13 protein-coding genes are annotated in these 13,345 nt (G+C 71.7%); 8 read left to right on the top strand and 5 right to left on the bottom strand.

Annotated elements, in window-relative coordinates; all coding sequences use genetic code 11:
- Positions 1 to 304 precede the first annotated feature (304 nt).
- The 3 genes from ACIO1C_RS19860 (at position 305) to ACIO1C_RS19870 (ending at position 2,417) form a co-directional block, all read left to right on the top strand.
- Positions 305 to 679 (top strand): STAS domain-containing protein, encoded by a 375-nt coding sequence (locus ACIO1C_RS19860; RefSeq protein WP_401865273.1) that lies wholly within the window; start codon positions 305 to 307, stop codon positions 677 to 679.
- A 40-nt stretch (positions 680 to 719) separates the two neighbouring features.
- Positions 720 to 1,232, top strand: coding sequence for an EF-hand domain-containing protein (locus ACIO1C_RS19865; protein ID WP_401865276.1), 513 nt, complete (start codon positions 720 to 722; stop codon positions 1,230 to 1,232).
- 537 nt (positions 1,233 to 1,769) lie between these two features.
- Positions 1,770 to 2,417: an ATP-binding protein gene (locus ACIO1C_RS19870; protein ID WP_401865278.1), complete on the top strand. Its 648-nt coding sequence runs from the start codon at positions 1,770 to 1,772 to the stop codon at positions 2,415 to 2,417.
- Positions 2,418 to 2,456: 39 nt separating this feature from the next.
- On the opposite strand, the gene ACIO1C_RS19875 is transcribed toward ACIO1C_RS19870, so the two are convergent.
- Positions 2,457 to 3,449 carry a GlxA family transcriptional regulator gene (locus tag ACIO1C_RS19875; RefSeq protein WP_401865281.1) on the bottom strand — a complete coding sequence of 331 codons (993 nt, stop codon included), beginning with the start codon at positions 3,447 to 3,449 and terminating at the stop codon, positions 2,457 to 2,459.
- 124 nt (positions 3,450 to 3,573) lie between these two features.
- Here ACIO1C_RS19875 and ACIO1C_RS19880 point away from each other — a divergent pair, with 124 nt between their 5' ends.
- From ACIO1C_RS19880 to ACIO1C_RS19890, 3 genes are all read left to right on the top strand, one after another.
- Positions 3,574 to 4,842: an MFS transporter gene (locus ACIO1C_RS19880; RefSeq protein ID WP_401865283.1), complete on the top strand. Its 1,269-nt coding sequence runs from the start codon at positions 3,574 to 3,576 to the stop codon at positions 4,840 to 4,842.
- A gap of 127 nt (positions 4,843 to 4,969) precedes the next feature.
- Positions 4,970 to 6,307, top strand: coding sequence for an MFS transporter (locus ACIO1C_RS19885; RefSeq protein WP_401865285.1), 1,338 nt, complete (start codon positions 4,970 to 4,972; stop codon positions 6,305 to 6,307).
- Between the two features lie 33 nt (positions 6,308 to 6,340).
- Entirely contained in the window at positions 6,341 to 6,871 is a 531-nt protein-coding gene (locus tag ACIO1C_RS19890) for a hypothetical protein (RefSeq protein ID WP_401865288.1), read from the top strand.
- Between the two features lie 304 nt (positions 6,872 to 7,175).
- Here the strand turns inward: ACIO1C_RS19890 and ACIO1C_RS19895 are convergent, their stop codons facing one another.
- Positions 7,176 to 8,324: a flavin-containing monooxygenase gene (locus ACIO1C_RS19895; protein WP_401865291.1), complete on the bottom strand. Its 1,149-nt coding sequence runs from the start codon at positions 8,322 to 8,324 to the stop codon at positions 7,176 to 7,178.
- A gap of 227 nt (positions 8,325 to 8,551) precedes the next feature.
- On the opposite strand from ACIO1C_RS19895, the gene ACIO1C_RS19900 reads away from it, so the two are divergent.
- Entirely contained in the window at positions 8,552 to 9,166 is a 615-nt protein-coding gene (locus ACIO1C_RS19900; protein ID WP_401865293.1) for a GNAT family N-acetyltransferase, read from the top strand.
- A 70-nt stretch (positions 9,167 to 9,236) separates the two neighbouring features.
- Here the strand turns inward: ACIO1C_RS19900 and ACIO1C_RS19905 are convergent, their stop codons facing one another.
- From ACIO1C_RS19905 to ACIO1C_RS19915, 3 genes are all read right to left on the bottom strand, one after another.
- Positions 9,237 to 10,139, bottom strand: a complete 903-nt coding sequence (locus ACIO1C_RS19905; RefSeq protein WP_401865296.1) for an AraC family transcriptional regulator N-terminal domain-containing protein — start codon at positions 10,137 to 10,139, stop codon at positions 9,237 to 9,239.
- 52 nt (positions 10,140 to 10,191) lie between these two features.
- Positions 10,192 to 10,950: an SDR family NAD(P)-dependent oxidoreductase gene (locus ACIO1C_RS19910; protein ID WP_401865299.1), complete on the bottom strand. Its 759-nt coding sequence runs from the start codon at positions 10,948 to 10,950 to the stop codon at positions 10,192 to 10,194.
- A 673-nt stretch (positions 10,951 to 11,623) separates the two neighbouring features.
- Positions 11,624 to 11,875 (bottom strand): hypothetical protein, encoded by a 252-nt coding sequence (locus tag ACIO1C_RS19915; RefSeq protein ID WP_401865301.1) that lies wholly within the window; start codon positions 11,873 to 11,875, stop codon positions 11,624 to 11,626.
- A 946-nt stretch (positions 11,876 to 12,821) separates the two neighbouring features.
- Here ACIO1C_RS19915 and ACIO1C_RS19920 point away from each other — a divergent pair.
- A complete protein-coding gene (locus tag ACIO1C_RS19920; RefSeq protein ID WP_401865304.1) occupies positions 12,822 to 13,160 on the top strand; it encodes a MerR family transcriptional regulator in 339 nt (112 codons plus the stop codon).
- The last annotated feature ends 185 nt before the right edge of the window (positions 13,161 to 13,345 follow it).

The raw sequence follows: 13,345 nt of genomic DNA on the forward strand, positions 1-13,345 counted from the left end.
GTCCTCGGCCTGACGGCCGTGCCTCTGCCTCTGCCCCGCTTCCGCCCGCTTCTCTTCTTCCGCTTCCGTGTCACTGTCCCCCATGACGCGGCAGCCCGCTGCCTCTTCGAATGTAGTCGGCGGGACCGACAACGCACGCCCCTTTGCGTCAAGTGCGCCCCTCTTCGGCCGGGTGGGGTCGGAATCACGCCACTCTTCGCGGGTCGCGTTTGGCGGAGGACAGGTGGGGAAACGCCCCAGTCCATGGGGGAGCTGGAGGAGAGCCCCGGAATCCCCCACAAACTGAAGAGAGGGGTTCGGGCACGTGACGCTCAAGGTGGACGAGACCGAGCGGGGACCGTGGACCGTGTTCTGCATCACAGGCGAGCTGGACCTCATCACCTCCCCAGAGATCCGCCAGCGGGTCCATGACGCCGTCGCGGCGGGCCGTCACACCCTGGTGCTCGACCTCTCGCAGGTCTTCTTCTGCGATTCCAGCGGGGTCGGCGTACTCATCGCGGCCCGCCGGCTGATCCGCTCCTGCGGGGGCGGCCTGCGCATCGTCCTGCCGGCCCGGGGCGCGGAGGACGGATCCCATGTCAACCGGGTCCTCGCGGCCCTCGGTGTCCGGCGTCTGTTCCAGATCTATCCCGATGTGACGAGCGCCGTGGAGGACGGGGTCAGGCCGCTGTCCGCCTGACCCCCCACACGACGGCGGTCCGTCGTCGTACGCTCCCGCCATGGACAGCACAGAGTACGAGGGCAAGATCGCCCGCCGGTTCGCGGCGTTCGACCAGGACGGCAACGGTTTCATCGACCGCGAGGACTTCAGCGGCGCCGCGGCGCACCTGCTCGCCGAGTTCGGCGTGACGGCGCGTTCCGACAAGGGACAGGCGCTCTACAGCGGCGCCGAGGCGTTCTGGCAGGGCATGGCGGGCATCGCGGACGTCGACGGCGACCAGCGTGTCAGCAAGCAGGAGTTCCTCACCGGCGCGGTGAAGCGGCTGCGCGACAGCCCGCAGCGGTTCGCCGAGATCGCCCGGCCGTTCCTGCACGCGGCGATCGCCGTGGCCGACGAGGACGGTGACGGCGTCACCCCGGCGGCGGCCGAGCGCGCGCTGCGCGTCCTCGGTGTCGACCCGGACGCCGCCGCGCTGGCGGCCGCGGCCCTCGACGCGGACGGCGACGGCCGGATCCAGGAGGACGAGATCCTCACCGGCTTCGCCGCGTACTACGTCACGCCCGAGCCCTGACAGTGCCGGGGCCGGCCGCTCATCCGGCCCCCACTGCGCCCGAAGGCTCTGACGGGTCTGACGGCTCTGGCACCGGGCCCAGGGCTCTGACACCGCGCCCGAAAGCTCTGGCCTCAGCACTCTTTTGTGTCACCGTGTGTGGTGACCGCCCGCGCTCCGAGGTCGATACCGGGTTGTGTCCTTACGGCGGGCCGTCACGGCCCGGAGTCGCGCGGGTGCTCCGGTACGCTCGCTCGGGTGCGAGAGGTCCTGAGGCGCGAGGGTCACGGTGTTGCCGGTACGGCGGCGCCGGAAGCCCGAATGTGCGCCGCTCGCACGCCGTCAGGGCGCCGTGCGCGCCCGTGTTCGACTCCCCGTGACGTGCGTCGCACAGTATGCACCACGCGTACTCCTTCGCGCTGGAATATGCCCGAAGCGCTTGTTGCGGTGACTGTACGTCAACCATGCTGTGTCGCAAGGGAATCACGTTCTGTGACCTTGTTGAGGACCTTGTCGACGCGCGAGGCGATGTGTCCGCCGGTTCGGATGGTGTGAGCGGTGCAGGTGCTTCTGGTTCAGTTGGAGGTTGGGCCCGATCCCGCGGAGGTGGGGCGGGCCCGTCGGTGGGCCCGGTCGCGGCTCGTGGGTTCCGGGATGGAGGAGGACGAGCCGGTCGCGGAGACGCTGATCCTGCTCATCTCCGAGCTGGTGACCAACGCGGTGGTGCACACGGGCTGTCCGGCCGTGCTGCGGATGCTCTTCGGCTCGGGCGCGGCGGAGGCCGGGACGGTACGGGTGGAGGTCGCGGACTCCAGCGCCTGCCCGCCGCGCCCGCGCCACGCGAACAGCGAGGCCACCAACGGCCGCGGTCTTGAGCTGGTGGACGGACTCGCCGACCGCTGGGGATGGCAGCCGGAGGGGGCGGGCAAGCGCATCTGGTGCGAAGTGGACCGATGTACGCCCACGCCGCGGTCCGCGACGGGTTCGGGCACGGACACGGCAGCGGGTACGGGGGCAGGGACGGGTACACCCGAACCGCCCCGCGCGGCCCGCGCGTCCGAGGCCACTCCGGTGCCCCCGGCCGCCGCGTCCCGGCCTCCCAGGCCGCCGGCGCCTCTCTCCCCGCCTCCCCCGTCGAAGGTCCCGGCGTCCCCGGCGCCCGCTCCCGCCTACCGGTCGGCGAGGGCCGTGACCCGTACGGCGTGAGGCACTGGGCCTGTGGTTTCGGCGCCGGGAGCGCCCGGGTCACCTGCTGGGTACCGCTCCCGCCCGGAACGTACGGCGGTAGACCGTCGGCGCGACACCCAGCGCCGACTGGAGGTGCTGGCGCATCGACTGCGCCGTACCGAACCCCGCGTCCCGTGCCACCTGGTCGACGGAGAGATCCGTCGACTCCAGGAGGTGCCGGGCCAGTTCGACCCGCTGCCGCACCAGCCACTGCCCCGGGCTGATCCCCGTCTCCTCACGGAAGCGGCGCGTGAACGTCCGTACGGACATGGACTGTTGCTCCGCCATGTCCCGGAGCTGGATCGGTTCGTGGAGGCGGACCAGCGCCCAGGTCCTCGCCCCGGTGGTGGTCGCCAACTGCGGCTCGGGGAGGGGGCGTTCGATGTACTGGGCCTGGCCGCCGTCCCGGTGCGGGGGGACGACCGTCCGGCGCGCCACCTCGTTGGCGACCGCCGTGCCGTGGTCGCGCCGCACGATGTGCAGGCAGAGATCGATCCCCGCGGCGACCCCGGCCGAGGTCAGGACGTCCCCGTCGTCGACGAACAGGACGTCCGCGTCCACCTTCACCTGGGGGAAGAGCCGCTGGAAGTGGGCGGCGGAGGACCAGTGGGTGGTGGCGGGGCGGCCGTCGAGGAATCCGGCCGCCGCCAGCACGAAGCTGCCCGTGCAGATGGAGACCAGCCGGGTGCCGGGCCGCAGGTGGGCGAAGGCGGCGGACAGCTCGTCGGTGAGCCGGCCCTCGTCGTAGACGGGGCCCAGCTCGTAGGAGGCCGGGATGATCACGGTGTCGGCGGTGGCGAGCGCCTCGGGCCCGCTCTCGACGAGGATCGAGAAATCCGAATCGGTACGTACGGGGCCCGGAGGCAGGACCGAGCACGTGACGACCTCGTACAGCGGCCTGCCCCCGGCGTCGGTCGGGCGGCCGAAGATCCGGTGGGGGATGCCGAGTTCGAAGGGGAGCAGCCCTTCGAGGGCGAGTACGACGACGCGGTGGGGCGGTCGGTCCTGCATGGCGCTCTCTCCTGTCGGGTCGCTGTCCGATCGATGTACGGGGCGCCGTCGGTCGCCGTGCCGCGGTCCGCGTGCTGGATACCCCCTGGTGGTCCAGACCAGTTCCTTGATATCTGTCCCTTCTGTGACCCACAAGCACATAACGGCCCAGGCCTCCCCCGAACCGCTGCCGGCTCCGCCGGACGACCGCCCGGACAACCACCCGGGGGCCACGCTCTGGAACCGTAACTTCCGGCTCTTCTTCCTCGCCCGTACCGTCGCCCGCTTCGGCGACGGCATGGTGCCCGTCGCCCTCGCGGCGGGGCTGCTCGACACCGGGCACGGCGCCTCGGCCGTCAGCTTCGCGCTCGGCTCGTGGATGGTGTGTTTCGCCGGGTTCGTGATCGTCGGCGGGGTGCTGGCCGACCGGTTCACCCCGCGAAGGATGATGGTCCTCGCCGACGTGGTGCGGCTGGTCAGCACGGTGGTCCTGGCCGGGGCGTTCGCCACCGGGGCGCCGCCGCTCTGGCTGGTGTACGCGCTGAGCGCGCTCAACGGTCTGGGCGCCGCCGTCTTCCAGCCCGGCGTGGCCAGCATGCTGCCGCTGATGGCGCCCGATGTGCAGCGCGGCAACGCGGTGTTGCGGGTCGCGGAGTCGGTGACCGCGATGGCGGGTCCCGCGATCGCGGGCGCGCTGGCCGGGTTCGGCGGCCCCGGCATGATCTTCGGGGTCAACGCGGCGACCTTCGGGATCAGCGGAATCTGTTTCCTCTTCATCCGGATGGACTCCATGGCGCCGGTGAAGGGGGAGTCGATGCTCTCCGAACTCGTCGGCGGCTGGCGGGAGTTCCGGGCCCGCTCCTGGCTGTGGGGGGTCATCGCGGTGTGGTCGGTGTACGGGATCACCGTGCTCGGCCCGATCACCCCGCTGGAGGCGGTGGTGGTCACCGGCCGGCACAGCTCCGCGATGTACGGGCTGATGATGACCTTCAACGGCGCGGGCGAGGTCGTGGGCGCGCTGATCGCGATGCGGCTGCGGCCGAACCGGCCGCTGTTCGCGGGGACGTTCGCGCTGTTCGGGGTGATCCCGAACGTGTTGGTGCTCGCGTACGACGTCCCCGTACCCGTGCTGGCCGGGGGCTTCTTCGTGGGCGGTGTCTCGCTGGCGTTCTGGCTGGTGATGTGGTCGACGACCGTACAGACGCAGATCCCGAACGAGGCGCTCAACCGCCTCCACGCGTACGACGTGGCGGGCTCGCTCATCATGCTGGCGGTGGGCCGGGCGCTGGCCGGTCCGGTGGCGGAGTCGATCGGGGTACGGGACGTGCTGGTCGCGGGGGCGGTGATCAACGTGGGGGTGTGCGGGGTGCTGCTGGCGGCGCGGCCGGTGCGGGGGCTGAGGCGTGTGAAGTGACGTTTCTCCAGGGGCGGCGTGACGATCACCGAGCGCATCCTCTCCTCCACTCCCATGGCCCGATCCTAGCGAATGGTGTCCGTCGGGCCACTCGCCCGTGCTCCCGGCCTCCGAGATCCTGATTGACGTGACACAGACAACCGAACGTTCCGCGGAAGACGTTCCCGCGCCCCCGGCGACGGCCACCGGCGCTCCCCGCGCCCCGGGCCGGATCCACCGGGCGTGGTTCGTCGCCGTCGTCACGTTCGTGACGATCGTCGGCGCCGCGGCCTTCGCCTCGCTGCCCGGACTGCTGATCGACCCGCTGCACAAGGAGTTCGACTGGTCGCGCGGCACGATCGGGTTCGCGGTCTCGGTCAACCTGGCGCTGTACGGACTGACCGCGCCGTTCGCCGCCGCGCTGATGGACCGCTTCGGGATCCGCCGGGTGGTGGCCGTCGCCCTGACGATCATCTCGGTCGGCGCGCTGCTCACGGTCTGGATGACGGCGGCCTGGCAACTGGTCCTGTTCTGGGGCGTCCTGGTCGGTCTCGGCAGCGGCTCGATGGCGCTGGCCTTCGCGGCGACCGTCACCAACCGCTGGTTCGTCGCCAAGCGCGGACTGGTGACCGGCATCCTCACGGCGGCGGGCGCGTCCGGGCAGTTGGTGTTCCTGCCGTTCCTCTCCTGGCTGGTGGAGAACCACGGCTGGCGGCCGGCCTCGATCACGGTCTCGCTCTCCGCGATCGCGGTGGTCCCGTTCGTCTGGCTGCTGCTGCGGGACCACCCGGCGGACGTCGGGCTGGCGGCGTACGGCGCGGAGACCTACGTACCCAAGCCGGGGCCGGTGCCGGGGGCGGCGCGGCGAGCGGTCAAGGTGCTGGTGTCGGCGGCCCGCACCGGCCCGTTCTGGCTGCTGGCCGGGACCTTCGCGATCTGTGGTGCCTCGACGAACGGCCTGGTCAAGACCCACTTCGTACCGGCGGCGCACGACCACGGCATGCCGATCACGGCGGCGGCCTCGCTGCTCGCGGTCATCGGGGTCTTCGACGTGATCGGCACGATCGCCTCCGGCTGGTTCACCGACCGCTTCGAGGCGCGGCGGCTGCTGGCCGTCTACTACGCCCTGCGCGGCGTCTCGTTGCTGTTCCTGCCGATGCTGCTGGCGCCGAGCGTGCATCCGCCGATGCTGTTCTTCATCATCTTCTACGGCCTGGACTGGGTCGCCACGGTCCCGCCGACGATCGCCCTGTGCCGCGAGCACTACGGCGAGGACAGCGCGATCGTCTTCGGCTGGGTCCTCGCCTCCCACCAGATGGGCGCGGCGATCGTCGCCTTCGCGGGCGGCGTGGCGAGAGACGTCTTCGGCTCGTACGACGTGGTCTGGTACGCGTCGGGCGCGCTGTGCGCGGCGGCGGCGCTGATGGCGTTGGTGATCCGCCGTACGCCCACGCCTACCGACAAGCCGGTGGTGGCGGTGGCGTGAGAGCGGCGGCGCGCCGCGCGTAGGGTGCGGGGCGTGTTGCCGTATCGCCGGTGGTCGGACACCGCCATCCAGGCCGCCGTCCTCGCCTTCTGCGGGGAGGCGGTGGTGGCGACCGTGCTGTGGATCGTGATGCCCGGGGGCGGCCCCTACGCGAACGACGATCCGGCCCTGGGGGTCCTCCTCCTCGCGGTGCTCTTTCCCGTGGCCGTGGTGCTCACGGCACTGGTCCACACCGCCCTGCTGACCCTGCCCGTCCTCACGCTCGGCCGCTGGTGCGCCGGCCGCTGGGCGCGCGGCCCCGTGTGGGTCTGGTGCGCGGGGGCGCTGGTGCTTCTCGGCTCGGGGTACGCGGCCGTCCTGGGGGAGCGCGGGGTGCCGTACGGCGAGGCGTGGCTCTGGCTGGTGGGCGGCTCGGTGCCGCCGCTGGTGGCCGCCGGGGTCTACGTCCGGGGCGTCGAGCGGGGGCGGATCGTGTCCAACGGGCGGATGTTCGGGCAGGTTTCACTCGCCACGGTCGCGTGCGCCGTCCTGCTGGGGGGCGGGGCGGCGGTGGGGTGGCCGTGAGGGGCCGGATCGCGGCTGCGCCTGGGGCGTCCCAAGTGCCTCGCGCCGCGCACGTACAGCGAGACCGAGTTCGTACTCGATACGTGCTTCGTCGTACGCCTCGCGGGGCTCGGGGTGCGTGAGCGCGTCGGCCCTCAGCTCGCTCCAACTGCGTGGTGTGCGGCTCACCCAGCAGCACCCCCTTCGTGGCGAGCAGTTCGGTGGAGAGGCCCTCGTACCACGATGCCGCTCACTCGGTCCGAGGGAACGGTCGGCCGGTCACCCGATCGTGGCGGGCCTCCCGACCCTGGCGAGACCGCGCCGCCTACCGGGACAGCGCCTTCGCTATCCGGCGCGCGTCCCGGGACAGTTCGCGGAGCATTCCGCTGATCGGGTTCGTGAAGCCGGTGAAGTGGAGGCCGGGGGCGTCGGGGGCGGTGCGGGAGCCGTGGACGCGGGGGCGGCCGCGGGCGTCGAGGATGTCCAGGTCGCCCACCAGGCCCTCCAGGGCGCGCTGGTAGCCCGTCGCCGCTATCACCACGTCCGGGGCGATCCGGGTGCCGTCCGCGAGGACGACCTTGTCCTCCTCGAAGGACTCCACCGCCGCCACCGGCTCCACCCGGCCCTTGCGGACCGCGTCGACCAGGCCCACGTCCTGCACCGGTATCGCGCCCTCGCGCGCCCGCGACAGCAGGCCCGTGTCCGGCCGGGGCAGGCCCTTCGACGTCAGGTCGGGGAGGGCGATCCGGGCCTGGAGCGCGGAGAGCGGGTTCACGAGCGGGGCCGGCAGACGGCGGACCAGGATGCCGGACGACTGCGCCGGCCACCCCAGCGTCGAGCGGCGCACGATGTGCGGGACGGTACGCACCGCGAGCCGTACCCGCGCCGCACCCCCCTCGACCAGGTCGACCGCGATCTCCGCGCCCGTGTTGCCGACGCCGACGACCAGGACGTCCTTGCCCGCGTACGGCACCGCGTCGCGGTACTCGCCCGCGTGCAGCAACTCCCCTTCGTACGCCTCGCGTCCGGGCCAGTCGGGCAGCTTGGGCGTGTGGTTGTAGCCGGTCGCCACGACGACCCCGCGCCCGGTCAGCTGCCGCCCGCCCGTCGCGTGCAGCAACCAGCCGACACCGCCCGGGGCGCGCTCGACGCGCGTGACCTCGACTCCGGTGACGATCTCCAGCGCGTGGTGTTCCGCGTACGCCTCCAGGTAGCGGACCACGTCCTCCCGCGCCACCCAACGCCCGGCCGAGCGCGGGATCTTGAGCCCCGGGAGCGCCGACTTCCGCCGGGTGGTGTGCAGACGCAGCCGGCTGTAGTGGCGGCGCCAAGAGGCCGCGACGGCCTCGGACTTCTCCAGTACGACGGTACGGACGCCCCGTTCGCGCAGGGCGGCGGCGACGGCGAGCCCACCCGGGCCACCGCCGATGACGTACACGGGCAGGTCGGTGCTGGGGTCGGTGTCGGCGGCCATGTACCGAGCGTAATCGCGGCACCAATTGTTTGGTCTCGGTCAAGACGGGGTTCGGTTGCGAATCGATCACGCGGGGTGGTGAGCGGGGGTGAGCGGGTGGTGAGCAGGGGGAGTGGGTGGTGAGCAGGGGGAGTGGGTGGTGAGCGGGGGCGCGTACGAGCTGGTGCGGTCCCTCACCGGTCAGGGCCGTCGCCGCCGCCACGTGAAGGGAGAGGTTGAATGGGCGGGTGAACCGTGACATATACAACGACCGCCGCCGCCTCCCCGCACCTGCCGACGTCCTCGGACACGGCCTGCGCCTGCGCCCGTGGCGCACGGGCGACGAGGCCACGCTGGTGCGCGGCCACACCGACCCCGAGTTCCTGCGGTGGAACACCCCGCTCGTCCCCGTCACCGACGAGGCCGGCGCGGCGGAGCACATCCGCCAGCGCGCGGAGGGCCGGGAGAACGGCGAGATGGCGCACTTCTGCGTGACCGACGCGGCGGACGGGCGGATCCTCGGGCACGTCGGCCTGGCCCTGATCGACCTGCGGATGCGCAGCGCGCGTGTGGGGTACTGGGTGCTGCCGGAGGCCCGCGGCCAGGGGGTCGCCGGCCGCGCGCTGGCCGTGTGCGGCCGCTGGGGGTTCGAGGAGGCAGGTCTGCACCGGATCGACCTGGGCCACGCGCTGGGCCACGACGCCTCGTGCCGGATCGCGGAGCGCTGCGGTTACCCGTACGAAGGCACCATCCGGGACGGGATGTTCGCCTCCGGCCGTACGGACCGGTTCCAGGACGTCCACCAACACGCCAGACTGGCGACGGACCCGGACGTACGGCTGGACGGCCTCCCCGGAGGCTGAGACCACGCTCCGGGGCCGATCACAGCGGGCCGGCAGGGTTGTCAGGGCCGGCAGAGCCGACAGGGGGCCCTCAAGGCAAGGCGGCGGCGTGTTCCGCCGAGGGGTCGCGCAGGGTGGTGTCCTTGCTGGGCGGTGTGCCGAACAGGCGGCGGTATTCGCGGCTGAACTGGGACGGGCTGTCGTAGCCGACCCGGAGGCCCACACCGCTGACGTCGGACGGGCGTCCGGCCAGCAGGAGCCGGGCCTCCTGGAGGCGGATGCGCTTCTGGAACTGGATGGGGCTCATGCCGGTCACGGTCTGGAAGTTGCGATGGAAGGCGGACACGCTCATGCCCGCGATCTGTGCGAGGTCTTCGACGCGGAACGGCTCGGCGTAGTTCTCCCGGATCCGCCGCACCGCGCGGTTGATGTGGGCCAGACCGCTGTCGGCGAGGCCCAGCTGACGGATGGTTCCTCCTTGCTCGCCGCGCAGGAGGTGCCAGAGGATTTCGCGCTTGATCATCGGAGCGAGGATCTTGCGGTCGGCCGGCTCGTCCAGGAGCCGCAGCAGGCGCACGACGGCGTCCAGCAGCGGGGGCGGGGCCGTGGAGACCGCGATGCCCGGGGGCACGGCGGTGTCCGCGGGGGCCGGCAGGTCGTGGGGGTCGGCTTCCAGGAGCAGCTCGGCGATGGCCGCGGGGCTGAGGGTCATGCCGAAGCCGAGGGTGGGCCCGCCGGTGTCGAGGACGTGCCCGGTGACGGGCAGGTCGGCGGAGGCGACGAGGTACTGGCCGGGCCCGTACTCGTGGAGGTGCTCGCCCAGCGCGAGACGCTTGCGGCCCTGGGCGATCACGGCGAGCACGGTCCCGGACATGCCGGGCGCGGGAGCGTCGGTACGGTCGAACCGGCAGGCGCGGACCCCGTCGATCGCCGTGGTCATGTCGGCGCGCGCCTGCCGGAGCAGGAGAGCGCGCATCTCGTCCAGCGGAAGCATGGTCCCAGTCTCGCGCGGAGCGCCCCCGCGGGCGCTCGGCAGCGTGCCGGGCTCAGAGGTTCTGGCCGCCGGAGACCTCGATGTCCTGGCCGGTGATCCACCGGCCCTCCTCGGAGACCAGCGTGGCGATGACCATGCCGACGTCGTCGGGCTCGCCGACCCGCCCGAGAGCGAACGTCTTCGCCAGCTCCGGGATGATCTCCGGGTTCTTGGCGAAGGCGTCACCGGCGAAACGCGTGACGGTCGCGCCAGGGGCGACCGAGTTCACGCGGATGCCGCGCGCGCTGAACTCCTTGGCCATGTAGCGGGTGAGCACGACCACGGCCCCCTTGAGGGCCGCGTAGACGGAGTAGCCCGGCGCGGTCACCTGGGGCAGGGTGGAATTGCTGGTGACGTTGACGACGGCGCCCCCGTCGGCCAGGAGCGGCAGCAGGGCCTGGGTGAGGAAGAAGGGGCCCTTGAACAGGCCGCGTGTGAGCCGGTCGAACTCCTCCTCCACGGTGTCCTCGATCATCGCCATGCCGGCGAATCCGGCGTTGTTGACCAGCTGGTCGAAGGAATCCCGCTCGAAGGTCCGGCGCAACACGTCAGCCACCTCGGCCTGGAAGGCGGGGAATCCCGCGCTGTCGGCGAGGTCCAGGCGCAGGGCCACGGCGGTGCCGCCCCGCTCTTCGATCCGCGCGACCGTGTCCTTGGCCCCTTGCTCGTTGGAGCTGTACGTCAGGATGACGCCGGAGCCCCGCCGGGCGATCTGAAGGGCCGCGCTCTGCCCGATGCCTGAGCTGGCGCCGGTGACGACGGCTACGTTCATGGGGTGCCTCCTGGGCCTGCGGAGTCCGGTTGCTCCGTACGGGATGTGTTACTCCCAGACAACCGCCGGGCCCGGCGCGCGGAAAGACCGATCCTCCCGGACTCTTGCCCAATCCTCCCGACCCGGCCCGCGAGAACGTCAGGCACGCGCCCGCCGTTCGGGCCGCTGCCGATGGTGCGGGAGGCCTGCCAGGTCGCCCACGGCAGGGACGTCGTTGCCGAGGCCCGGGCGACGATGGCTCAGGGCGGCCCGGCGCGCGGGGAAATGCCGAAGGAGTCCCCGGTCGACGAGCGGGTGGGACAGCGCGCGACCGGGGCCGTCTGTCCGGGTGGCGGCAGGACCAGGTGGAGGCGGCGCGAAGGCGGAGCCGGCACTGCCGGCGGGCCTGGGAGTGGCGCCGGAGGGTGCGCCGCGGCTACAGGCCGACCGGCTTACCGGCCGCTTGGAGGAGGCCGGTGGCGAAGTCCGGGCCACCGGCCCGTACGGGTGGCTGATCCGGCGGGGTCCGCCCCGGCGGAGCGCTTGCTCGCACCGCGAGTGCGACGACGGAATCCGGCTGGACACCGGAGAGGACTCCGAGAACTACGGCATGTCCCACCTCCGTCGCGCCTGCCGCGAAGGCGGGTTCTTCGACCGCTGTGACGAAGCGCGCGTTCCGCTGACGCCAGAGGGGTCAGCCGAAGGTTGATTCCGCAAGTTCCTCAGGTTCCTTCTGCTCGTGCTGGGCCAGTGCCAAGCCCAGTCCGAACCAGGTGGCCGGCCAGGTGCCCACCCACGTTCCTACCCGGTCGGCCCGGGCGAGCCCGGCCGGCTCGACCTTCAGCGAAGCCGCCCAGGACGCGACGGACAAGCCGATCGTCAGACACGCCACGGTGTATGCGTGGTCGCTGCGCAGTCCCTTGTCGTGCAGAAACTTGACAATCATGACACTCCCAGTGGTGGTAGCCCTCAGGCGGTCTCTCCACCGTCGCGTAGGTGTCCATGCGCCGCATCCGGAAGCTCACGTGCCGGCCCGGCACGGTTCATTGCAATCCCGGTATTCGGAAGAGCTGTGGATCGGGCCGCCTGCCGAGTGCTGTCCAATCCGGCGGATCCGGCGGACCCTGATTGCCTCATCGACGGACACGCGGAAATCTGTGTCGGCCGGAGTAGACATTGAGGCTCGGTGTGGTTATGGTTTCTCTCGTAGCCAGAAGGACAGCAGGGCCTGGCAGAGATGAACTGCCCGGCAGCAGTGCAGCAGTTGCGGTATGCAGGACGTTTGCGCAGGACGGTTCGGTGGTGGAGTTCCGAAGCCAGAGCGGTAGCAGGACGGTGACGGGACTGGCGACCGGACCGGGTGGCCCGAGGTGATCAGGGGCCGCCGTGAGCAGTACCCCAGCAGCGTGGGTAGGTGAGCAGCACCTCGGTGAAGGCGTCGGCTGCGGGCGCGCGCACCGGGAGGTTCGGCAGTGGGGTTCCGAGCCGGAGCAGACGCAGGACGGGCGACGGGGCTGGCTGCCGAAAGCGTGGCGCTGTTACAGGCCACCGAGCAGTACGCATCACCAGCAGTAGGCATCACCAGCAGTACGCAGGAGAGCAGTAACAGCACCAGGCAAGTGATCGATCCCAGAGGGAAGAACGGAGGAGGCGAGCGCCATCAGGATCGCCCGGGCGGAATCACTGGGCCCGGGTACCGCAGGACATCGATAGTGAGGTGGTCTCCGGTCAAGCAACCGCGATCCCCGCAATCCCCATCCTCTCCCGGGTGGGCATGCGGACACAGAAGGCCGGTGCCGAATCAGGGCCGGCGGATGGTGTAGCAGTTCCTTCGGGGCCTTGGTGCCAAGTGGCACCAAGGCCCCTCCACGCGTTCCATGAGAGAGGTGCAGATGACCGCAGACGATACGTTCGGCCGTCTCGATGACGACGACTACCCGGCCTACACGATGGGCAGGGCCGCCGAGATGCTCGGCACCACCCAGGGCTTCCTCCGAGCCATCGGCGAAGCCCGCCTCATCACCCCGCTCCGCTCCGCCGGCGGACACCGCCGCTACTCCCGCTACCAGCTGCGCATCGCCGCGCGCGCCCGGGAGCTGGTCGACCAGGGCACCCCCATCGAGGCCGCCTGCCGCATCGTGATCCTCGAAGACCAGCTCGAAGAGGCCCGGCGCATCAACGCCGAGTACCGGCGCACCGCCGAACCCGGGGACCCCAGGGCCGCGGTCTGAGACGCGACGGCGGCGACCCGCGGCTTCCCGGCCGCCGCCACCACTCCCGTACGCCAGCCGGAACGGTCCCGGTGCCCGCCGTACGACCGACTCAGGACCGGCCAGGATCACCACGCCGACTCGCGGTCCAACGTACGGCGAGAGGGGCGGGGCAGCCGAGTCTGACCAGAGGTGGGACGACAGGC

This window comes from Streptomyces sp. NPDC087420, from assembly GCF_044744165.1.
Classification (GTDB): domain Bacteria; phylum Actinomycetota; class Actinomycetes; order Streptomycetales; family Streptomycetaceae; genus Streptomyces.